15 protein-coding genes are annotated in these 24,352 nt (G+C 42.4%); 8 read left to right on the top strand and 7 right to left on the bottom strand.

Going from position 1 to position 24,352, the window contains the following annotated elements:
• Positions 1-35: 35 nt before the first annotated feature.
• From LZF95_RS03625 to LZF95_RS03610, 4 genes are all read right to left on the bottom strand, one after another.
• Complete coding sequence (locus LZF95_RS03625) at positions 36-677, bottom strand: SGNH/GDSL hydrolase family protein (protein WP_233753626.1); 642 nt, start codon at positions 675-677, stop codon at positions 36-38.
• 629 nt (positions 678-1,306) lie between these two features.
• Positions 1,307-2,347: an LD-carboxypeptidase gene (locus LZF95_RS03620; protein WP_233753625.1), complete on the bottom strand. Its 1,041-nt coding sequence runs from the start codon at positions 2,345-2,347 to the stop codon at positions 1,307-1,309.
• Between the two features lie 413 nt (positions 2,348-2,760).
• Positions 2,761-4,053, bottom strand: a complete 1,293-nt coding sequence (locus tag LZF95_RS03615) for a D-alanyl-D-alanine carboxypeptidase/D-alanyl-D-alanine-endopeptidase (protein WP_233753624.1) — start codon at positions 4,051-4,053, stop codon at positions 2,761-2,763.
• A 3-nt stretch (positions 4,054-4,056) separates the two neighbouring features.
• On the bottom strand, positions 4,057-4,434 hold the full coding sequence (locus LZF95_RS03610) for a DUF423 domain-containing protein (RefSeq protein ID WP_233753623.1): 378 nt from the start codon (positions 4,432-4,434) through the stop codon (positions 4,057-4,059).
• Positions 4,435-4,982: 548 nt separating this feature from the next.
• Between LZF95_RS03610 and LZF95_RS03605 the strand changes: the two genes are divergently transcribed.
• From LZF95_RS03605 to LZF95_RS03575, 7 genes are all read left to right on the top strand, one after another.
• Complete coding sequence (locus tag LZF95_RS03605; RefSeq protein ID WP_233753622.1) at positions 4,983-5,795, top strand: polysaccharide biosynthesis/export family protein; 813 nt, start codon at positions 4,983-4,985, stop codon at positions 5,793-5,795.
• A 6-nt stretch (positions 5,796-5,801) separates the two neighbouring features.
• Positions 5,802-8,243: a polysaccharide biosynthesis tyrosine autokinase gene (locus LZF95_RS03600; RefSeq protein WP_233753621.1), complete on the top strand. Its 2,442-nt coding sequence runs from the start codon at positions 5,802-5,804 to the stop codon at positions 8,241-8,243.
• Between the two features lie 1,641 nt (positions 8,244-9,884).
• Positions 9,885-10,568: a response regulator transcription factor gene (locus LZF95_RS03595; RefSeq protein WP_233753620.1), complete on the top strand. Its 684-nt coding sequence runs from the start codon at positions 9,885-9,887 to the stop codon at positions 10,566-10,568.
• A gap of 317 nt (positions 10,569-10,885) precedes the next feature.
• A complete protein-coding gene (locus LZF95_RS03590; protein ID WP_233753619.1) occupies positions 10,886-12,139 on the top strand; it encodes a HAMP domain-containing sensor histidine kinase in 1,254 nt (417 codons plus the stop codon).
• 60 nt (positions 12,140-12,199) lie between these two features.
• Positions 12,200-14,539 carry a TonB-dependent receptor gene (locus LZF95_RS03585; protein WP_233753618.1) on the top strand — a complete coding sequence of 780 codons (2,340 nt, stop codon included), beginning with the start codon at positions 12,200-12,202 and terminating at the stop codon, positions 14,537-14,539.
• Between the two features lie 1,181 nt (positions 14,540-15,720).
• The gene (locus tag LZF95_RS03580; protein ID WP_233753617.1) at positions 15,721-19,047 is read left to right on the top strand and encodes a PAS domain S-box protein; all 3,327 of its coding nucleotides are present in this window, start codon (positions 15,721-15,723) and stop codon (positions 19,045-19,047) included.
• Entirely contained in the window at positions 19,001-19,426 is a 426-nt protein-coding gene (locus LZF95_RS03575) for a hypothetical protein (protein WP_233753616.1), read from the top strand. The genes LZF95_RS03580 and LZF95_RS03575 overlap by 47 nt, the downstream gene beginning before the upstream one ends.
• A gap of 112 nt (positions 19,427-19,538) precedes the next feature.
• Here LZF95_RS03575 and LZF95_RS03570 read toward each other — a convergent pair whose 3' ends face one another.
• The gene (locus tag LZF95_RS03570; protein ID WP_233753615.1) at positions 19,539-19,907 is read right to left on the bottom strand and encodes a response regulator; all 369 of its coding nucleotides are present in this window, start codon (positions 19,905-19,907) and stop codon (positions 19,539-19,541) included.
• A gap of 570 nt (positions 19,908-20,477) precedes the next feature.
• On the opposite strand from LZF95_RS03570, the gene LZF95_RS03565 reads away from it, so the two are divergent.
• Entirely contained in the window at positions 20,478-21,653 is a 1,176-nt protein-coding gene (locus tag LZF95_RS03565) for a glycosyltransferase family 2 protein (RefSeq protein ID WP_233753614.1), read from the top strand.
• A gap of 133 nt (positions 21,654-21,786) precedes the next feature.
• Here LZF95_RS03565 and LZF95_RS03560 read toward each other — a convergent pair whose 3' ends face one another.
• Together LZF95_RS03560 and LZF95_RS03555 are read right to left on the bottom strand one after the other, a co-directional pair.
• Positions 21,787-23,112, bottom strand: coding sequence for an oligosaccharide flippase family protein (locus LZF95_RS03560; protein WP_233753613.1), 1,326 nt, complete (start codon positions 23,110-23,112; stop codon positions 21,787-21,789).
• Positions 23,113-23,196: 84 nt separating this feature from the next.
• Positions 23,197-24,333, bottom strand: coding sequence for a glycosyltransferase family 1 protein (locus LZF95_RS03555; RefSeq protein ID WP_233753612.1), 1,137 nt, complete (start codon positions 24,331-24,333; stop codon positions 23,197-23,199).
• Positions 24,334-24,352: the final 19 nt, after the last annotated feature.

Genomic DNA, 24,352 nt, shown 5'->3' with positions numbered 1-24,352 from the left:
CCTACTCCGTAGTTATTCTGGGTCAGTTGTCCTTGTTAGAAATTGATGGTTTTTACCTGCTCATATAGCTTGCCAGTCCATCGCTGATACATTGCGGCACTGGGATGCAATCCATCTGCGGCCAGCATCTCCGCCTGTGCACCTATGGAGCGGTAGTCTTGTGTAATGTCGATGAACCTTACTTCATGCTTTTGGCAGATAGCTTCCTTGATCCTGTTGTAAGCATCTATCTCATCAGCAATTATATCCAGGCCTCTGCCGCTTTGCTGTGCAAAAGGAGTAATGCCCCAATCCGGAATAGATAGTACAATTACCTTTTTAGAGTTTACTCCTGCAAAACGTATCGCTCTCAGCAGCATGGTCTCAAACTCTGTTTCAAATCTGGAAATGGGATATCCTCGGTATTGGTTGTTTACACCTATGGAAAGCGTGACCAGATCATAGGTGTTACTTTCTATATTGGCACTATTTATACCCTTTTCCAGTTCATCCACAGTCCAGCCAGTCTGGGCTATTACCTTGGGCGCGGCCCAAGATCTGGACGTTTCTGAATTTAGCTTCTCGATAAGCTGGTCAGGGTAGCGGCCTGAGTCGCTGACTCCTTCACCTATAGTATAGCTGTCTCCAAGTGCCAAATAGGTAAGTTGGCCTGAAGTGTCTGTTGGATTTTCTGTCATGGGTTTGTCACTGTCATCTGGGAGCAAGCTCTTAGAGCCGTTGCAGGAGAACATGCAAATTAATGCGAATGTAAGTAGGACGGGGTGTATATGTTTGAAATTTTGTGTCATGTTCTAATTTAATATTTCCAGTCTTCCGTCTCCATTAGTATCAAGTATCAAGATTTCAGAGCCAAGATTTCAGAACCAAGAATAAAGAGCCAAGCCTTCCTGCCGGAGGCAGGAGCCAAGAAACTGAAGTTCCTGCTTGAGGTTAGGCTTTCAGTTTAGTTGGCGCGAGTCTCATGACTCGTGCCTATATCAATGCAGTCTTCAGACTGCTAGTGCCACCTACTTCTGTCTTCTGTCTCCGGTCTTCATCAGATACCGAGCAAGTTACAAATCTGCCGTGCCTACGGCATTGCTCCGTTTCGACAGGATTTTGAAGATCAATCAATCTAGATTCTCACCACACTTTAAAGGTTAACCTTTAACATTTAACCCAATACCCAACACTTGTACTGAGCGAAGTCGAAGTATCAACCTTCCATCCTCCAAACTTCCCACTTCCAACTTCCCACCTTTAACCACTGAGAGCTGCACACACACCCGACACCGGTCACCGGACATCAAACACCCAACATCCGACATCATTGAAATACGGACTCTACCAAGGAAATGGTCCCCTTGTCCGCATTCATTTCAACCCTGGCACCTACAGGAATGATGAATTGTTTGGGAATATGTCCGATCATGGCACCGGAGTAAGCGGGGATCCCAAGAGGTAAAATATAGTCGTCCAATACCTGGTCCAGGGTCAGCGAACCATATCCTCCTCCTGGCTCACAGTCTGTACACTGCCCAAAGATAAATCCCTTGATCCGGTCCAATGTGCCATTGAGCTTCAAAGTACTCATCATCCTGTCCATTTTATAGGGGTCTTCCCCTATATCTTCTATGAAAAGAATGGAATCCCTGAAGTCAGGATAATAAGGCGATCCCGAAATGCCCGTCAGTACGGTGAGGTTTCCTCCCAGGATTTTTCCCTGAGCTGTTCCCCCCCGGAGTGTCTGGATCCGGTTGTTTTTGACCACCAGTTCATCACTTGCTGTATGCACATTCTCATAGGTTACCTTTTCCCGCTCAAAAAACACTTTTTCAAATTGGGAAACATTGAAACTGTTCCAGCTACCGGAGCCCATAGGGCCATGAAAGGTGACCAGCCCGGTCTGGGCCTGAATGGCACAATGCAAAGCTGTGATATCCGAATATCCAAGCAAGGGCTTCGGGTTTTTACTTATTGCCTTGTAATCAATCATAGGAAGTATCCTCGCGGCTCCCGAACCACCACGTATGCTCACAATGGCTTTTACATCCCCATCTGCAAACATTTCATTCAAATCTCCCGCACGCTCCTCATCGGTACCTGCCAGGTGTCCATACCGGTTTTTAAGGCTCTTCCCAGATTTCACCTGAAATCCCAATGCCTCCAATGCTTCTTTGGCATAAGTAAACTGCATCCTGTCCGCAGTAGCCGCTGAAGGGGATATCAGCCCCACTGTGTCACCTTTTTTTATTGCCTTCGGCAAAATGGTTTTTGGATCATACGACTTATGTGTGGTGTCCCAGGAAACCAGCGGCAAGGAAGCACTGAGAAGCCCAAGGGATTTAAGAAAAGCTCTTTTTTGCATCTGAAAAGGGGAGTGGTTCTATCACGTGAAAATAGGGCTTTTTTATTTTCTTAACGGTTGAGGTTTTCAGAACCTCGAAGTTTTAATTTGTTTGGCCACGAATGCTTTGATTTTTTACCGCGATTGCACAAAGAGATTTTCGCAGAGAACGCGGTATGGGCGAAAAATCTTTCGCCCAACGCTGTTCAGACCTAGGAGACAGGATCCTTAATCAAGTAATTATCCCCGTCAAAGATAGATCCAAAAGCAGGCTATGCCATAAATTGGTTCAAGTCTGCTTCTTGTATGTAAAAAGAGGCCCTTACAGAATTTCAATAATTTTTTTGCACCACACTTTTAGCTTTCTCACTTCAGCTTTTAACCTTCACTTGCCCATTGAGCATTGAAACTTGTGAATTGTAAATTCCTGCTGCCTAAATCATTTCTTTTAGCATCACCATCACCTTTTCCATCTCTCTTCTTACTTCCGAGGCTTTCCAGGGGTAGTTGGAGTTCATGAAAGCGAAACAATAGTGCCGTCCGCTTTTCCCTCGGATCAGACCTACCAGGCTATGGTTGTTGCTCATAGTACCTGTCTTGGCAAAGATATAAGGGGTCTCTGCTACATAACCGTTTTTTAGCGTACCGCTTTTTCCCCCTGTGGGTAACAACTCCTGCAACTCACTGTCTGGAACTATGCGATATAGCTTTTCAAAAAGTGCCACCATGCTCCTAGGGGTCATTAGATTATGCCTGCTGAGGCCGGATCCATCCACCCACTGGGGCTTGTCAGGAAGATCATACAGGTAGGTTTTTAGCATATATTCTATAGCACGCTCTGTGTCCAACCTCTGGAAAAGCCTGTCGGATACCATCAGCATCAATTGCTCCGCAAGGAAATTGTCACTTTCCAGCATCATTTCCTTTAGGATGGGAAATAGTGGGGCTCCCCTCCATTCCTCATGAATGGCAGGCAAACTATCTGGCTGATAGTCCCATGCTTTTCCGGTGATGTCACTTGCTAGTTGGGTCAAAAGCTCTGGGGAGCTGATAAAAGGGATGAATTCCTCTCTGGCCCGGAAGTTGTTAGGATTGTAATAGAACTTATTGCTATGAAAATCCCGCTCCAATTCCCGGATAGTACGGGTAGTAGGGAATACCAGCGGTTGGAAATAAGGGGGATAAACTGTTGGGGCATTGCTTGCTTTTTTTACCTGTACCAAATTCCCATAGATAGGGAGGGGGCTCCGCTCCGCGGAATAACCATAATAATAGTCGTCCCACTGCCATCCATAACCGAAGGCTGGAGAAATCATATTCGCATCTGAAAAAATAATTTTGTCAAAAGGAGCCAGGAATTTGGCGAAGTCAGGCTGAAACAACTTTTTATACTTCCAGCTTGGATCACCGCTTCCCCAGATCTTGATCCGGTCGCCCTCCTGTACATAGCGAAGCGTTTGGGTGCTGTCACCTAGTATGACCAGCGAAGAAAAAAGCGTGAGAAGCTTAGTGGTGGAAGCTGGTATAAACCGCTGATGGCTGTTTTTTTCATACAACACTCGCTGGGAATCCAGGTCAAAGAGCATAAATCCGGTAAGATGTCCGCTGAAAAAACTTCCCTCACCCAGGGCAGACTCTAGTTTGATAAATTCCTCTTTGCTGAGTTGGGCTAATAGCAGGTGAGAAATAAATAGGGGAAACAGCGTAAGAAGCAAGCCTTTTCTCATCCCTTAAGATTTTGAAGCTGCTATAAAAACATAAATCCAGCCTGCAATAAACGCAAGGCCTCCAATCGGGGTGATAGCGCCCAGCCAGGTGATTCCGGTCAGGGAAAGAATATAGAGCGATCCGCAGAAAATCACTATGCCAAAGACCATCAATGACGCCGCGGTACTGAGTTGCTTCCACTCAGGTTTGACCCCAGCTAAAATCCCGATCAGGAAAATGGCCAGGGTATGGTAAAAGTGATATCTCACTGCGGTTTCAAAAGTCTCGGTTCTGCCGGTTTCCAGCAATAGATTGTTTAGCCCATGTGCCCCAAACGCCCCGATACCCACCGCCGCTGCACCAAGTAAAGCCGCCATCTGTATAAGTTGTTTTCCTTTCATTGTCCTATTTATATGTGTTTACGCTGTTCTACTTTAAAGAATAGTAATGTGAAATTAGTTAAAATTCTAAAAAGAAGACGCCGTAGCCTACAGCACCAGGACAGTTACCAGACATCCGTCCGCCCGACGTCCACCTACCAAACTCCCCCTTTGACTTCTGGTTTCTTTTGAAATAGATCCATTCTCAAAAGGGGCAAGGGGGGATTTGTAATCCGACCCCAGCTGGCGAGTCTTCCCGAGCCGCCTTTTCCCGCTGGGACAGCTAAAGAAACAGCCTTATTAGATTTCATTTTGGAACAGTGCAAGATTATCCTGGCACTCTTTCCACTCTCACTCCTTTCACTGACCCTGTACTCGTTTTCGGACTCATTCAGCTTCCCATCTCCAGCTTTCACCTCTCAAATTCCGTCTCCCGTCATAACGCGATATTTGATTTTTTTCCAAAATAGTTCCAAGCCTTATTAGCAATCTGATAAAAAATCTCCGGATTTAAAGTGAAATGTTTAAGTTTGCGCAGTTTTTGAATGGAAAGTTAAAAAAATATATATATGAAGAGTTTGATGAGGGGTATAGCCTTAGCCCTGGTTTTTTTTACAGCGTTCAGCTGCATCTCAAATGAGAAAATTATCTACCTTCAAAACCAAGAAGGGAATCCTGAAATTGCGGACGGGGAATTGATCACCTACGAAATCCCGGAATACAAACTCCAATACAACGATATCATCGATGTGAATGTACAGACGGTAGATGATATGATCCAAAATGGCTTTAACAATAAAGCAATAGGAGGAGGAACAAACCAAATGGGAAATATGGCCAGCCAGAGCGGTGGAGACATTTATTATATGACAGGTTATACCGTAGATCAAAGCGGAAACATACGCTTACCTGTGATAGGGGAGGTGAATGTTAAGGAAAAAACCCTCGAAGAAGCGAGAATTACAATAGAAGAAAAGCTTCGGGTATATGTCACAACAGAACTTTATGTTAAGGTGAAATTGGGCGGTATCCGCTATGCTGCCTTAGGAGAATTTAGAAGACCGGGCAAATTTGTCGTGCTTCAGGACAGAATGACTATTTTTGAGGCAATAGCTAATGCAGGGGATTTAACACCTGTAGCTAAAAGGGATGAAATTTTATTGATTAGACAGTACCCTGAAGGGACACGATTACATAGAATTAATTTGATAGACAGGCAGGTGGTGGAATCCCCTTTTTACTTTATTCAACCTAATGATCAGTTGTATGCGGAACCTATGAAGGTAAGAGAAGTAGGAGCAGGGGAAAATGCTGCACAATCGCTTGCCTTGGTGATTTCAGCTGTAACTGCCTTAGCATTGATTTTGAATTTAATTAAATAAGATTTTATGTATCCTAATACCCCAAATCCAAGTAATTCCGGGCAAAATCCATTTATGATACAAAAGGAAGATGAAATCGATTTAAAAGTACTTTTGTTTAATTACCTTCAGTATTGGCCTGTTATTTTGGCTTTTATGATCCTGGGTTTATTGTCGGCATTTTTATTTAACAGGTATGCCACCAATATTTTTAAGATTGAAGCTAGTGTCCTGGTAGAGGATGATAAACCTAGCTTGGGCATGGATCTTTTTGAAACCGCGGGTTTTGGAATGCAGGGCAAGAATAATATAGAAAATGAAATCGGTATTCTTAAATCCTATTCCTTAGCCGAAGAGACTATTTCAGAACTTAACCTAAATGTGCAGTACTTTCATCAGGGCTTTGTTTCTACCAATCAGCTCTATGAAAAGTTACCTGTGATAGTGACAGTGGATTGGGATCATCCCCAGTGGGTAGGAGGGATGTTCAGTCTTGAGGTGCTAAATGAAGATTCTTTTGAACTCATTATTGAGGATGATGGGTTCAGCGTTTATAATCCAAGTGATCCTTTCTATAAATCAAGTTTAAAAGATGCAAAATTAAAAAAATCAGTTTATAGTTTTGGTGAGCAAATTCAGGAAGAGGGATTATCAGTTAAAGTAAATAGTATTTATGCGGTACCTGGGGAAAAGGTTCTTTTTAAAATTTCCGATACCCCTTCCCTTGCTTTAAAATACAAGAATGAGCTCACTGTTACCCCATTAAACAAACAGGCCTCCATTTTGACCTTAAGTGTGGAGACCCCTGTAAGAAGGCTGGGAGAAGATTACATCAATAAGCTGATGGAAATGTACCTTAAGCGGGAACTGGACGAAAAGAATAGAGCCTCTCAAAGCACGATCCGTTTTATTGACCAGCAGCTATCCGGGATTTCAGATTCCCTGGAAACTTCAGAAAATAGATTGCAGCAGTACCGATCAGAAAACAATGTTTTTAATTTGTCCCAGGAAGGATCAGTTATTTTTGAGAGACTACAGGATCTAGAAAGGCAAAAAGGGGAGACAGAAGTGAGTTTGAAGTATTATCAGACTCTAAATGCTTATCTTGAAAATAACCAAGGTGGTGACTTGGTTGCGCCTTCAATTATTGGGGTAACTGATCCCTTGTTGAATTCTTTGGTTAGTGCATTGGCTGAATTACAGGCAGAGCAAATACGTCTTAAATCCAATTATTCAGACCAAGCTCCAGCAGTTAGAGAAAACTCTACTAGAATTTCAAATACTAAAAAGCAGCTTCAGGAAAACGTTAATCTGGCTTTAAACAATACCCAAAACGTATTGGCTGATTTAAAAACCAGAATTAGTTTAATGCAATCCGATATTAATTCACTTCCTAAGACTGAAAGAGATTTGATTGGAATTCAGCGAAAATTTAATTTCAATGAGAATATCTATGTATATCTTTTAGAAAAAAAGGCAGAAGCGGAGATCACTATGGCGTCCAACATGCCAAAAAACACTATTTTGGATTATGCCAAGGCAAGCCAAACTCCGGTAGCTCCTAAGCGTAGCCTGAACTTACTGATAGGATTGATTTTAGGCTTGATACTTCCAATTGGGTTTATCACGGTCAAGGATTTTTTGAACACTAAAATTGAAGACCCTAAGGAACTGGAGAATCAGATCAAGGTACCGCTGATAGGCATGATAGGAAGAAACAATTCTGAGGATGTTATTCCGGTGATGAACAACCCAAGGTCCACAGTGACCGAATCGTTCCGGTCTCTTCGGGCAGATATGTCTTACCTGAGTCCACATAGGGATAATCTTACCATACTTTTTACCTCATCTATCTCGGGAGAAGGAAAGACCTTTGTATCCATCAACGTGGCTTCAGTGTATGCCTTGATGGGCAAAAAGACTCTTTTGATTGGTCTTGATCTCCGTAAACCTAAAATCGCTGAGGATTTTGGATTGGTTAATGACAGGGGGATGAGTACTTGTTTGAGTACGGATACACCCTGGCAGGATGTGGTCAAAGCTACCGACCACAAAGATATGGATGTGATTCTTTCTGGCCCTATCCCTCCTAATCCGGCGGAATTGCTGCTCCAGGATAAATTCGGGCAAATAATTAAAGAGATCAAAGAGGCTTATGATGTAGTCATATTTGACTGTCCTCCCGTGGGATTGGTATCAGAGACCAAGGAGCTTTTTGCATTTGCTGACATCAGCTTCTTCGTGTTCCGACAGGGATATTCCATGAAAGGGAATACACAGATCTTGAACAACCTTGTTGAAAAAGGTGGAGTGTCTAAAATTTATGGTCTTCTAAATGATGTGCACATAGACAAAGGATATGGATATGGATATGGATACGGCTATGGTTATGGCTATGGTAATAACTCTTACGGATACCACGAGGAGGTACAATTGCCCTGGTGGAAAAGGGCCTTGCGAAGGAAGTAATTCTTATAGTATCAATAGTTCTAAATCACGGGTGCAAGCCTGTGATTTTTTTTGTTCTATCTTAGTTGGCGCGAGTCTCATGACTCGTGCCTATCATAATGCAGTCTTCAGACTGCCCCTTTAAAAGCAAGGTATGTAAATGCTCCGAATTTCCCTCGGGACAATCCTTTAAATAATCTTACAATCACTGAAAGCCAGTCTCCGCTATGCTGCTTCTCCAGGAGCCGCAAAATTGAATCCAATTCGCCCCCGTTCTTCTCACACAAACGGTTGATTTCTATCCCAGCGCCCTATCCAGCACCTTCCAAACTCCCCCTTTAACTTCTAGTTCCTTTTGAAACAGAGTCCTTGTCAAAGGGGGCAAGGGGGATTTATAATCCGGCCCTGGTTGTCGTAAGTCTTGCTGACTTATGTTAGGGGACAATGTAGCCTTCAGAATGCCCTGAAGTTTTGCTTCTTGCCAAAGGCAAGGCCTGTAAATGCCCAGAATGCAATTCTGGTTTTAGTAAGGCTAGTGTTGACCTGAGTGCCAACGGCACGATCGGTATGATGTGATCCGGAATCCGTTTATTACTGATCGTGCCGTTGGCACTCTTATTAAAAGCATCCTGGTTTCAATTTCCCCGAATTTCGCTTCGCTGTATTCGGGGTTTATACCATGAATGCCTTTGGCATCCTCCCGCAGTCTCCGCTATGCTGCTTCTCCAGAAGCCGCAAAATTGAATCCAATTCGCCCCCGTTCTTCTCACACAAACGGTTGATTTCTATCCCAGCGCCCTATCCAGCACCTTCCAAACTCCCCCTTTAACTTTTGGTTCCTTTTGAAACAGAGTCCTTGTCAAAGGGGGCAAGGGGGATTTATAATCCGGCCCTGGTTGTCGTAAGTCTTGCTGACTTATGTTAGGGGACAATGTAGCCTTCAGAATGCCCTGAAGTTTTGCTTCTTGCCAAAGGCAAGGCCTGTAAATGCCCAGAATGCAATTCTGGTTTTAGTAAGGCTAGTGTTGACCTGAGTGCCAACGGCACGATCGGTATGATGTGATCCGGAATCCGTTTATTACTGATCGTGCCGTTGGCACTCTTATGAAAGCATCCTGGTTTCAATTTCCCCGAATTTCGCTTCGCTGTATTCGGGGTTTATACCATGAATGCCTTTGGCATCCTCCCGCAGTCTCCGCTATACTGCTTCTCCAGAAGCCGCATAATTGAATCCAATTCGCCCCTGTTCTTCTCACACAAACGGTTGATTTCTACCCCAGCGCCCTATCCAGCACCTTCCAAACTCCCCCTTTAACTATTGGTTCCTTTTGAAACAGAGCCCTTGTCAAAGGGGGCAAGGGGCCTCCCGTCTCCTTCATTCTCCAGATCTTCCAATTGCCCCTGAGATTTCCCTGGCCGAAGGCAGGACCCTCCGCAAGCTTCGTCTGCCTGTCTGCCGTAGGCATGGAAATTACCTGTTACTAAACTTTCCCCAATCCTACACCGGACATCGGTCACCGGTCTTCTGTCTCCCCGTCTCCCGTCTCCTTCATCTTCAAGAATATTTTTTTCGCAACTTCAGATTTGCTTCAATAGAAAGTAGTAGCTTTTGCAAGAGATACATGCATAGCAAAATTATAAGCATATAAAAAGTGCAGACCAATGAAGGTTCTTTTAGTAGAAGATAATGCGGAACTTACCCACAACATCAGCAAATACCTGCAAGACCAGGGCGTTCGCTGTGAAAGTGCTGTCAATTTGTTTGACGCTCAGGATAAACTTCTCAGTTATGGTTATGACTGCATTGTACTGGATCTGATGCTACCGGACGGAAATGGCCTGACACTCTTAGAGTTGATCAAATCAAATAAATATGACACAAACGTTTTAATAATTTCCGCCAAAGATTCCTTGGATGATAAGTTGTACGGATTGGATAAAGGGGCAGATGATTACTTGGCAAAACCATTTCATCTGTCGGAACTCTTGGCAAGGTTAAAAGCCATCTATAGAAGAACCAAGATGCAGGGATTTGATGAGTTGGCTTTTAATGAAATCACTATTCTCAATTCCCAGATGCAGGTCTTTATTCACGGTGATTTACTGGATCTTACCAAGAAGGAATATGATCTGCTGCTTTTTTTTCTGACAAATAGGGATAGGGTGCTCGGGAAGAACGCTATCGCACATCACTTGTGGGGAGATTACACTGATGACCTTTCAAATTTTGATTTTGTTTACCAGCACGTAAAAAACCTGCGGAAAAAAGTATCAGCGGCTGGCGGCAAGGACTATATCAAAACTGTATATGGTCTGGGATACAAATTTGATACTGCCGCAACATAATTTAAATCGGTTACATGCGGACAGGCATGGCTGTAGCGAAAATAAGTAGAACCAAGGGTCTAGAACCAAGAGCCTAGACGCAAGAACCAAGACTCAAGCTTGCCTACCGGAGGGTGGGAGCCTAAAATCAAGAATCTAGATCGGAAAATACATCATACAACATACATGGGACACCCATCACCCATCACCCATCACCCGACACCGGACACCTGACACCCGACAAAATATGAAATCGAGCATGTCGAAGGCGACACACACTGATATGATTATCACCTACGCGAGATTCCATGTGACCTATAAAAATCAAAAATAATCATATGAAACTAATCAACATCATAAGTCTCTGGTTTTTGGGAATCACTGTAGCCGCTCTGCTGATAGGCACTGTTGTGATCTATGAAAAACTCGGTTCTGAAATAGATTTTGAATTGGGGATGGAACTGGATCGGCAGATAGGATCCTACGCCGAAAGGATAGCGCAGGGTGCTCCGCCCGAAAAACTGGTTTATGATAGATTAGAGATTGATAAGATTCCTATGGACTGGCCCGAAGAGGAACTATGGTTAAGGGATACGCTGGCTTATCATGATCCTATGAACAGAAATGAGACCCAGTTGAAGGCCAGTAGGTCTTTCAAGATCAACGGAAGTCATTACCGGATTTCTTACTATAATCTTGTGGTCGAAGCAGATGATATCACAGAGACTATTGTGATTACCATGTTGACGGTGTTTTTTGCCCAGTTGCTGTTTATAGGCTATTTCCTCAGGGTAGTATCCAAAAAAATATTCAATCCCTTTCACAAAAGTCTGCAACTCCTACAGCAATTCTCCCTTCAAAAAAACAAACTGCTGAGTTTTACAGCTAGCGGAGTCTATGAATTTGATTTATTGAATAGTTTTCTGGAAAAAATGTCGGCCAAATTGCTCAACGATTACCGTAAGATCAAGGAGTTTTCCGAAAACCTCTCCCACGAGATCCAGACACCTTCTGCCGTGGTAAGAGGCAATCTCGAACTCCTGATGAATGAATCCATCACTGAACAACAGGCCGCGTTGATCCAGTCCGCTTTTGATAACAATGAACGGATCAGAAGGATAGTAAAATCCCTCGCCATATTGGCCAAACTGGAAAATGATGAGTTTCAGACTCCTGCCCCAATGGATTTCAGCAAGGAGTTGCATAATAGCATTACCCGTCTGGAGGAGGTGATCCAGATACATGATCTCCAGCTTAGGCAGGACATACAGCAGGGGGTGATGCTGCCTATTCATCCTTACGTGGCTGAGATTCTCATCCACAATCTGATGAGTAATTCAATCAAACATAATCAGGAAGGAGGGGAGATTGAAATCACGCTGGATAATGCCATGCTCCTAATCAAAAATACAGGTAAGACACCTGCCTTTGACCCTATGGAAATGTTGCAAAGGTTCAAAAAAGAAGGGGATAAGCAGGGTTCCGTGGGCCTTGGACTGGCCATCGTTCATCAGATCTGCAAAAATTACGGGTTCGTATTGCACTATGCTTTCCAGAAACCTTTCCATATCGTCCAGATCCACTTTCAATAAACTTCAAATTTGGTATAGAATGTTTCCTTAATCTTACATCAAAACCAACTAGCTTATCCCATGGACCTATTGCCTAAAATTTTCCTGTTTTTTATTGTATTGACTACGCCGCTTATAGGCTGGGCACAGGTCTATCAGGTGAGTGGGACACTGAAAGACGGGGAAGGAAAAGAACCGCTGCCCTACGTTCAGGTAGCCCTGTTTGAGTCTTCCGCCTCTTCAGAGCCTGTTTCCTTTTCCGACACAGATGAGCAGGGCAGATTTTCGGTTGAAGCGGCGAAGGGGACCTATGTCCTCAAAGCGTTTTTTATAGGTTACAAAGATTTGGTAGTGGAGGATGTGCAGGTGAACGGAAAGCTTTCCTTAGGGGAAATGGAGATGGTAGAAGAAGCTGAAAATTTGGAAGAAGTAGTGGTCCAAACCAGCAAAATGCCGGTTCGGGCAAGCTTGGAGGGGATTACCATTACCCCGGAAAACAACCTGGCAAATGCCGGAGGCACCTTGTTGGATGTACTCAGAAACACCCCCTCTATTTCGGTATCCGAAGATGGCACCATTTCACTTAGAGGTAGTAGTGGCACTAATATTCTTATCAATGGAAGAAATTCCTCTCTGACACAAAATCTGGATCAGTTGCCCGCAAGTGCGGTGGAGGAAATCAGGGTGATAAATAACCCAAATGCACGCTACGATGCAGCGGCGGAAGGCGGAGTGATAGATATTATATTGAAAAAAGGCCAGGATCTGGGTACCCATGGTGGGTTGGAAGGCACCTATGGTACCAGGGGTAGATCCAATATAGGTGGTAGGATCAATCACCGCACGCCTACTTTTAATGTGTATGGGGGCTATAATTTCCGAAACTGGAAAGGGGTGAGCAAACGGAGCTCCATTCGGGAGATTTTCGAAGATCAGGAAAGGCTTGAGCAGACTACCTATGGGTCTGACCGTAATAAGGGCCATAACCTCAATGCGGGTGCGGATTATTACTTTGGAAATAGTGTGTTAAGTTATGAGGGAGTGTATCAGTACGGACATGATTTCCAGACCAACACCCTTTACTCTGAGCTTAGCAGTCTCGATACAGAGGGTGGAAATGAAGCATTTGACTATGTGCGCCGTAACAATGAAGATGAAATCGACGAAGGGTTGGACAATGCCCTGATCTTTGAGCATAATTTTGATGAGGATGGCAACCTGCTCCGTGTCACTGCAAGCCACTCCTATAGAAACCAGTTTAAAACACAGAATATAGATATATTTACCAATACACTGGATCCCCTTCCGGAAAATCGGACCGGGCAGGAAAGGGCTTTTACGGATGAGGTAAGAAATATCACGGTACTTCAGGCAGACTACATCAAACCTTGGGAAACGGGGCAGTTTGAGGCAGGATTAAAGTCCAACATCAGGAAGTTTGATAATGATTACCAATACCTGAGGTATGAAGAGGCTTCAGGCTCATTTGTGGAGGATCCTGCTATCAGCAACCAGTTTTTATACCAGGATGAGATCCATGCGGGATATGCGATTTTTAGCTCAGCAAAGGAAAAATTTGAATATGCCTTAGGGCTACGGGGTGAATATACAAAAGTAGATACTTACCTCAGAAATACGGACGAGGAAAATCAACAGCGGTATTTCAACCTTTTTCCAAGCGTGCAGGGCATGTATAACCTCAACGACAATCATTCCCTGAAAGTCACTTATTCCAGAAGGATAGACAGGCCCACTGCCTGGAGATTGAACCCTTTCCCGGATATTACGGATTCCTTGAATATCCGGAGGGGAAACCCGGAATTGGAGCCAGAGATGATCAATTCCTTTGAACTGGGGCACCTGGCTAATTTTGATAAATCCAGTTTTACGACCAACTTGTTTTATAGAAAAGTAAATGGACAGCTGGACTTTATTACCATCGTTGAGGATGGGATTTCTTATTCCCAACCATCCAATTTACTTTCATCCCAATCTTATGGGCTGGAATTTATAGGAGTTTCTGAAGTCAGCGACTGGTATTCCTTAAATGGAGGGATTTCACTGTTTAGGATTGCGGTCGATGGTTCTAATATAGGTGAGGAGTTTACGAATGCGGGGTTTTCATGGAACGCAAAACTCACCCAGGATTTCAAACTGCCCCTCGGGATAAACTTACAGTTGGTAGGAAATTACGATTCTCCTGAAATCGAGGCCCAGGGTAGGGATCTTGCCCGTTATTCTATGGATGCCAGCATCCAGAAGTCCTTCTTTAAGGACAAGGCAAGTCTGCTGCTAAGCGTTAGGGATGTGTTCAATACAGATAGGTTTGCCGGCGAGACACTCACCAACACCTTCTCACAGGAATTCAGGGCCAAAAGGGAGACTAGGATAATGCTGCTGACTGCACGGTATAATTTTTAAGTCGCAGTCATCAGCTGCAAGTAGCTAGAACCAAGAGCCTGGAGTTTCTGCTGTACCCTAGGCTTTCAGCTTCCGCCTCCCGCCTGGCTGGGGCGTGACTACAACATCTGCCATGCCTGCCTGCCCTCCGGAAGGCGGGCCTACCGGTCAGACAGGCCTACGGCATTGCTCCGTTTCCACAGGGTTTTTTGAAGATCAATCAATCTAAATTCTCACCTGACACCCTGCCTACTGCGACTACCACCTCCACCGAACACCCAACACCGGGCATCCATCATCGTTCACCCAACCACCCACTTCCAACCTCCAACACCAAACACCGGGCATCGGACATCCAACATCTCTTCCGTCTCCACACTTCCCGCCTCCGTCTTGCTGGCACAAAGCGCCGGTCTTCGAATGATGTCCGTGGGCCAGCGCTGTTAGGATATTATTTCGTTTTGCCCAGGGTTGCGTCGTACCTCCTTACCCTGGGCTACCGACCAGGCCTACCTACGGCAGGCTTGTGGTAGAAAAAAGCAATCCGTCTTTCGTCTATGGTCTTTTTTCATCCAACCTCCAACATCTGACACCGGGCATCCATCATCGTTCACCCAACCACCCACTTCCAACCTCCAACACCAAACACCGGGCATCGGACATCCAACATCTCTTCCGTCTCCACACTTCCCGCCTCCGTCTTGCTGGCACAAAGCGCCGGTCTTCGAATGATGTCCGTGGGCCAGCGCTGTTAGGATATTATTTCGTTTTGCCCAGGGTTGCATCGTACCTCCTTACCCTGGGCTACCGACCAGGCCTACCTACGGCAGGCTTGTGGTAGAAAAAAGCAATCCGTCTTTCATCTATGGTCTTTTTTCATCCAACCTCCAACATCTGACACCGGGCATCCATCATCGCTCACCCAACCACCCACTTCCAACCTCCAACACCAAACACCGGGCATCCATCATCGCTCACCCGACATTGGCCATCTCTCTTCCCGTCGTTTCGGTATCTGAGCTAAAGCTAGCAAGTAGATTTGGACCCGACTTTGTCGATAATGCCGCATTGACGAGGGTACGGAAACTAAGCCCAGCTAGCTTATCCGTTCTTCTTGCTTGGCGTTTAAGTTCTTTTCCTGCTACATTTGATCAATAAATTTAGAAGACTGTAAATTAATTGGATGATAATTTTCCTACAGAATGATTAAATTGGACAGTGTTTTAGCCGCTACCACAGGTGCTCTCTCTATGCTTAGAAGCTCAGAAAGCTTAGAAGAGGCATTGCCAGAGTTTTTACAAGAAATAGGTGAGAAATGCGGTTTAAGTTGCACATTCTTGCAAAATTTTTCATCCCAAAAGGATAAAGGAAAAAACTATTCCTACAAATGGCCCAGGAGAGGCACTGACTCCGGTAAGAAAGCTTTTAAATCTGAGGTACCGGATATTCTAGATGGTTCATTGCTGGATAGATTAGGAAAAGAGGGGTACATCCTTTATCAAGAGATCCCTTCAGAAGGTAGCCATAGTGCTGAAAGTTTCGGGGCTGAGAAGAACGTTTCTTGCTTAATTGTTCCAATATATGCCGGTAAGGAGTTATGGGGTGTACTTGGTTTATGTTCCGGGCACTCGTCCCTATTTTTCTCAGATACATCTATAACACTTTTTAGGAATTTTGGGGTTGGATTTGGTGGGCTGATATACGGTATGGAAAACCATAGGGCACTTATTGAAAGTGGGCAGAAATATCAGAGGACTATTGAAAACATTCGGGATGTGGTCTTTTCTATTGATTTTGATTTTAAATTGATTTATTTAAATGGGGGCTGGGAATGGTTGACAGGATACTGTATAGGAGAGTCTTTGGGTAAACCTATTTTTTCATTTATTGAGCACACCTACAAGGACTTTTTTGTAAATGAACTCGAAATCCTTATTGACGGTGTGACACTGGAAATCTCTCTGGATTTGCCTTTAATCACCTCCGGATTGGGGATAAGGTGGGTAAGAGTCGCCGTCAAGCGTTCAGTAGGAGCGGAACAAGAACTATTCGGTTCTATTCTCGATATTCATCAATATAAAGTGAACGCAGAGAAATTAAGGAATAACCAATCGGCCTTCAAGTCCCTATTTCACACAGTAGAAGATGTGCTGTATATAGGAGACGCGTTTACCAAATCTTATAAAGTGATTTCTAAAAAAATCTCCAATTTTGGATTGAGCGAGGAAAAATTTATTAATGATCCCCTGTATTCGCTCAAGATTGTCCACACGGATGATCGTAATCGTGTAGAAGAATTTTTTAATGAAGCATGGAGAGGAAGTAATCAGAATCTTGAATATAGGATTATTAACGAGCAGGGAATGACTCTTTGGGTCGAAAATAGAACTTGGATGGAGTATGATACGCTGGGGAATCCTTATCGTTTACATGGGCGCTTATCCGATATTACCAACTCTAAAGCCAAGGAGTTGGAATTGCTGGAGAGTGAGGAGCGGTTTAAGGTGATTTCAGAGAACCTCCCTTTTCCGCTGATTATGTGCACACTGGATAAGCTTGAGGTTCTTTATTTTAATGAGTTCTTCCTCAATATGATTGCTCAAACCAATTCCCCTATTAGAAAAGATTTCAATATTGATGATTATGTATTCCATCCCGACTCTTCTATTTCTGTAAGAGATTATATTTTGGGCACAGTGGAAATAGAAAACCTGGAAGTTTTGGTGCGCGAAGAGAAGGGGGATCATTGGTATAGTTTATCATCCCAAAAACTTCCATATAAAGGGAAGGAAGTTGTGACTATAATCCTATATAATATCCATAAACGTAAGCTGGCCGAATTGGAGAGGATACGTCTGGAAGAAGTGCTTACCGCATTGGATCAGACCCAGATTAGTTTTTCAATGGAAGCTGAGGTAAGGGAAACTTACTCCAAGCTTTTATCCACCCTGATTTTTTTCACTAAAAGTGAATACGGGTTTTTAGGCGAAGTGCTTTATGATGAAAATGGACTGCCATACTTAATCTCAAATGCGATCAGCAATACTGATTCCACAGCAGATGTACAGCACTTTATAGAGCGGCATTTAGAGAAAGGTTTTGTGTTCAAGGAATTGGATAATTTGATAGGAACAGTGCTGTTGTCAGGGAAGCCGCTTATTTCAAATAATGTAGATAATGACTCTTCCTGTAGGGCTAACTTACCAAAAGGACATCCTCAGTTAAAAAGATTTGTGGGAATACCTATATACAAAGGGGATAGGTTTATCGGACTGGTAGGGCTGGCAAATAAAAAGAAAATTTATTCTCAGGAAGACATAGACTTTATACAGCCTTTTATGTCAAGCTATGCGAATCTGATCAGCATGGTTCATGAGAATAGACAGCGAATTAAGGCGGAAAGCCTGCATCGGGAGTCAAAAAATCTATATAAGTTGCTTTCCGATAATGTAGATGATATAGTGTCTTTACATGATTTAGAGTTTAAAATAAGGTATGTTTCTCCTTCCATAGAGAGAATAACCGGACTTTTACCACAGGAGCTATTAGGTGAGGATTTTTTTGAAAAAACCAATTTCAAGTTGGAACAAATGGTGGATTTTGAAAACTATCCCAAGTTTGTAATTCCTATAAAACATAAAATATCCGGGAAAATCAGAAAGATAGAAATGATATGGAAACCCTTATATAATGAACAGGGGGATCTTTATTCTTATTTGGCCACTTCACGTGATGTGACTGAACGGGAACTGAGCCTACTCAAATTAAAGGAAACTTTGGATAAGGAAAAGGAGCTCAACCAGCTTAAATCTAGATTTATCGCAATGACTTCTCATGAGTTCAGAACCCCTTTGGCTACTATTTTTAGCAGTAATGATTTGTTAAAGATGGTTTTGTCACAATTGAATGATTCTGAGATCAAAAATAAATCCCTGCGGCACGTTGATAAAATCAATACCCAACTTGGCAGACTGACCCAAATGGTCACAGATGTATTACTCATGGAGCAGAATTCAGATGGGAGACTGAATGTCAATTTGAAAACGCTTGATCTTAATCAGGTGATTTTACTTACTCTTGAAGAGAACTTTTTATTTGATGAGGAAAAACCCTGTCTGAATCTTGATTTGCCTAATAAACCTGTCCGTATAAAATCCGATCATACTTGGCTTTCGTATATTATAAAAAACATCGTGGGGAATGCGCTCAAGTACTCAAGGCCTTTGGACAGAATACCTGACTTAAGTTTGAGAGTAAACGGGGGCGCAGTGGTTCTCACTGTGCGGGATTATGGCATAGGAGTCCCAAAAAAGGAACAAAAATTCATCTTTGACCCCTTTTACAGATCTACAAACACTAATGGGGTCAAAGGGACAGGCTTGGGACTCAGTATAGTTTATGAATTGGTATTGAAATTGGAAGGAAAGATCCAATTCCGAAGCAAAGAAAATTTAGGCACAGCTATTACAATAGTATTTCCTTATGAATCAAAAAATCCTCCTTCTAGACGACGGGCTAAATCTGAATAAAGCATTTAGAAACATATTGGAAAAAGAAGGAATACAGGTAATTTTAATCGACGGGTCTATGAGTGTGTCTGAAATTTTGGAAAATAAAGCAGTAGATCTAGTTATAGTGGATTCTTTGAAGTTGTCGTATGAAATCCATAACCAGTTACTTATGGGCATAGAACAGGCGGAATCGCAAAATCTTCCTTTTATTTTCCTTGGAGGAGATATTGATCTTCCAAGCCCTTTCGATCTGGGACTAAAGATTGTACTAAATACTCCTGTAAGCCAAGAGTCGTTGCTCACTGTTGTACAGAACACCTTAGGAGAAAAAAGAAGAAGAGATCTATGGAATCTGAAAGGTGGGGATGAAAGTTTCAATAGAGAACTGTATCTCTAGCCAAAGGTAGCTTGATTCACGCTGAAGATACTTTGGCGGACAAAACCTTCGTCTGAAAAGTACCATTGTGGGTAGTAATTCCCCACTTTTTCCAAGCCTAGGTCACAGAGGGTCAATCCTCAATCACCTGCATAATCTCAATCCGTAAATGCTCTAGTTTAAATGGTTTTGTGATACAATGATCAAAAAAGTATCCGTTCAGTTCATCGTTTGACAGGAAATCAAGCGCGGATATGGCTATTACCGGAACTTGGGAGGTCACCTTGTTTTCTCGAAGCATTTTCAGAAACTGATATCCATCCATGTAGGGCATGTTCAAATCAGTCACAATTACATCAGGTATGTTCTCCAAGTTCAACTGCTCCATGGCATCTATACCGTTACTTGCCACCTCTACATGAAAGTTATTGACTTCTAGAAAGCGTTTCAGCATGAAACGATGGATCATTTGGTCTTCCACAATAAGTATTTTTTTCTTCATGACTACTATAGGTTTGAAATTAAAAATCCGCAATACACCTTCATATTATGTTCATTGGTGAATGAATTAGTTGGATTTGCTTGGTTAATAAAAGCATAATTTCAACTGATCCATATTTTTACTAAATAGTTTGAAGTTTCCTGACCGAGCGAAAATTGATTAACAGCTCTCTCATCTAAAAGAAAAAAGGAAATCAGGTTAATTGGGCGGAAGCGAAATTTTGTGCTTCTGCATACAAATTACATAATATTTATAGCTATCCCAACTATTCATCTTAAATCTGCGGAAAATCTTTATTTATAATGATCTCCGTTTTTTTGAATTGAACTCAGGCTATTAGATCAAATTAGTCGTGGGATGGGACATGCGGATTTCACATTACCAACTACTCCGGGAATAGTGCATTCTCTGGAATGGAACATTATTTTTCTACGGATAGTGATAAATGCATTTTAACTTTCCGAAATTGCATTCCTACTATTCAGTAAAATGGAACGGATTGTATAGGTGATTTAATGAAAAGTTTCAAAATAGCCTGATTGGGATTCTAAAAATGAACCTGCTTATTATATGGAGTTGACTGTGCTACTTCTTATCCTTTTGATTCTCTATACCTACATTGGGTATGGAGGGGTGGTTTTCCTACTAGTTAAACTAAAGCCTAAAGGAGATTTTGCTTATCAAAATCAATATTTCCCTTCAGTATCATTAATTATCCCATATTATAACGAAAAGGCGGGATTACAATTCAAAATTGATAATACGCTTCAGCTTGATTATCCGGTAGATAAACTTGAAATTATATTTGTCAGTGATGGTTCTGATGATGGTTCTGATGATATTTTAAAAGGCAACTATAGCATTAAATCAATTCGTGTCCCTAAAAGGGGAGGGAAATTTGCCGCCATGAAAAAAGCAGTAGCTGAATCCAATGGTTCAATTCTTGTTTTTTCGGATGCCAATACCTTGCTAAATCAGTCTGCCATCAAGGAACTTATACGCCCTTATCAGGATAGCAAGGTAGGTGCGGTGACCGGGGAAAAACGTATAATTACCCTGCAGTCAGAGGGTGCAAGTAGCAAGGGAGAGGGAGTGTATTGGAAATATGAGTCATTTCTCAAAAGGCTCGATAGTTATTTCTATACCCAAGTGGGGGGAGATGGAGGACTGATGAGCTACAGAAGAGAGCTTTTTGAAGATCTCCCGGACGATACCATTCTCGATGACTTCATGCTGTCCATGCGGGTTGCGGAAAATGGTTATTTGGTAAAATACGCTCCTATGGCCGAAGCATTGGAATACAGCAGTTCATCTGTAAGAGAAGAGATCAAACGAAAAATCCGAATAGCAGCTGGCGGGTGGCAAAGTATCTTTCGACTATCCAAAGCAATTAATCCATTTTACGATTTTAGACTTTTTTTTCAATATGTAAGTCATAGAGTGTTGAGATGGACGGTTTGTCCATTTCTTCTTCCAGTCATTTTTTTACTTAATCATTTTTTGGTAGGCATTTCACAAAATAGGCTATGGGATGTATTGTTAGTAGCACAGTATCTTTTTTATGCATTGGCTTTACTGGGCTATTGGGCCAGGGATAAAGCAATCCCTATAGTTGGTTTCTTTATCCCTTATTATTTCTCAGTAATGAACTATTGCGCTATCCGGGGATTTTTCAGATGGCTTACTGGAGGCCAGGCTGTTACATGGCAAAGAGCAGAGAGGGCAAATGAAAAAGGATTGGGTTAAACCCGCATTATGCATTTGATTTCGTTACTGAGCATTCCTGAGACTTTTTCAACAAGCCTTGCTTACTCTGCAGGAAGTTTGGGGAATTTCTAAAAACGTTAAGGTTTCACTCGTATCAAAGACACTAAATCTATTAGGAATGCAGTTTTCTCCATGCCGCTTTCAATAGCAGAGGGTAGTTATACCACGCCTGTTTTAAAACGTTTAAATAGTTGATTTGTAGGGATTTATTCAAAATTACTACTTTTATTAATGCGGTTATGGTCAGTGCGGACAACATTCCATAGGCTCCCCCTACCAGTCCATAGTCTTTGATTAAATACCATGAGAGCAACGCTGATGATATCATATTGGTAAAAACCAATACCATGTTGTAAGCAGGCTTACCAATGGCATCCAAAAAAACTCCTGATTGCCTATCTATAGGTCGGATCAGAGCAAGAAAGGATATTATTTGCAGGTAAGGGACAGCAGCAAGGTATTCCTCTCCCACAACGAGGAGTATTATCGTTTTACTGAACACCAACACAATGGCCAGATAAATTAAACTGAAACTTAACATGGCCCCCAAGGTCAGTTCATAGATTTTTGCCACTTCTTCAGGCTGCCTTCTTTCATGTGCCTCAGATGCTTTTGGAAAGGAAATTGAAGAAATGGAATTGATAGGGATGTCTAAGAGATTGCTGACCCTACCGGCACTGTTGGCCATTGCTACCTGGGCAGGAGATAATAAGGCGCCTAGAAGGAATTTGTCCATGCTGGTAGAAATAACTGAAAGTAGGTTAGTACCAAAGACATAAATCCCAAAACTATATAGTTTTACACACCATTCTCTATGCCAGCCCCAAACGATCCTGAAATGTTTCCGGACTTGTATTTGGGAGGAAAGTAAAGCCAGTACCACACATAGATGATATAACCAGCCGAGTTGTACCAGATCTATGGTAAGGTTATTAAAATAAATGATCAAGATAGACAGGAAAAAAGGGACAGTCTTGCTTATGCTGGCATAGAAGTAGGCGCGAAAATTAAATCTTGCCTGCATAAGGATTAAATTATGTGTATGGAAGATCAAGAAAGGGGAGAAAAGCACATGTAATCGCAAGAGTGCCCCAAGACCGGGCGCGTTTAATTTTAATTCCGCATAAGGTGCCAAAAAATATGCAAGACACATTAGCACCACTGTAAGGGCAAAATTTTGTTGTAGTGAACTTAGTTGTATTTGTCCTTCCTGGTCTGAATCGGATACTAGATATTTGATCAATCCGTTTTGCAAGAAGCCATTTCGCGAGATTTCAATAATTGTGGTAATAGTTATAAAGAGTACCCAAACCCCAAACAAATCAGGAGAATAGATCCTAACCAACATCATGAAACCTAAAAATCCCACAAGAAAATCAACCCCGCGGTGCATCATAGTAAAAAACCCACTGTTCAGCCAATAGTTTTTAGATTTCATATGCTTGTAATTGATTTTTCATGGTCATATGGAATCTCGCAATTATAACCATCCCACTGTGTGAGGTTTTCCTCATGCTCGATTTCATCTTTTTTTTCGTTTGATAGAATTATACGTTTCCAATACAGCTTGGGCTCCTGTTAAATAACTGAATTGTTTGGATCGCTCAATTCCCTTTGCTATTAGTTCCTCTCGAAGGTTTTGGTCTTCCTTCAGCCGCAAAATTGCTTCACTGATTGTAGCAGGTTTTTTTGGGTTGATCAGGATAGCGGCTTTTTTTGCTATCCCAGGCATAGATGAAGTATTTGAGGTGATTACAGGGCATTTGCAGGCCATGGCTTCTAGAATAGGAAGGCCAAAACTCTCTCTTAAAGAGGGATATAAAAAAGCTGATGCACCACTGTAAAAGCATGGGAGTTCCTCATTGGGGATATATCCAGGCAAATGTATCTTTTCCAAGAGTTGGATTGCATCTATGCTGCTTAACATAGCTTCCAATTCTTTAATGCCAAAATCCAGGATTACAACCCTCATGGTAAGTTGCTGGTTTTTGTCCAATTGCAAAAGTGCCTTAAGTAATCCCAGCATGTTCTTTTTTGGATCAGCATTTCCCAAAAAAAGTAAATAAGAATCAGGGAGTCCGTATTTCTCTTTAATCTTGGCAACCAGTTTGTTGTCCTGTGGCTTGAAGTGGGTCGCCACTCCATTGTTGATCACCTTGACTTTTTCCGGTTGGAAGTTAAAGTGTTTCTCAATTACTTTTTTTTCAAATTCAGAAACGGTATATATGGTGTGACAATTTTTTACTATCCTTGGCACTACCCATCTTCTATATAGATTTCCTATCCGCTGATACCATGTCCCGGATTTTAGGTGGATCTGTTCCAGATAAATAATGTCATGGAGGGTAAGTATCAAAGGTGTCTTTATTCCTATTGGGGCGGTGTTGCTTGTGCAATGCAAGACGTCAAGTTTGTAGTCATAGGAAGCTTTTCGCAAGTAGTACTGCTCCCATATTGGGTATGGACTTTTTTGCAAAAGGATGATTTTGAAATTATTTGTAGGATAAATCGTATGTATATCCTCATCCGGGTTAATGAAGATATAATATTGGTTATGGTGGTCTATACGCTGTAAGTTCTTGATCAGCTGAACGGCCACCAAATCCATCCCGTGCTTGTTTTTCCTGAATATCCGCTGTGCTTCTATACCAATTCTCATAATTCTAAAGGTACTGACT

The organism is Algoriphagus sp. AGSA1 (assembly GCF_021390545.1).
GTDB lineage: Bacteria > Bacteroidota > Bacteroidia > Cytophagales > Cyclobacteriaceae > Algoriphagus.
This window is presented reverse-complemented; position numbering and strand designations above follow the sequence as displayed.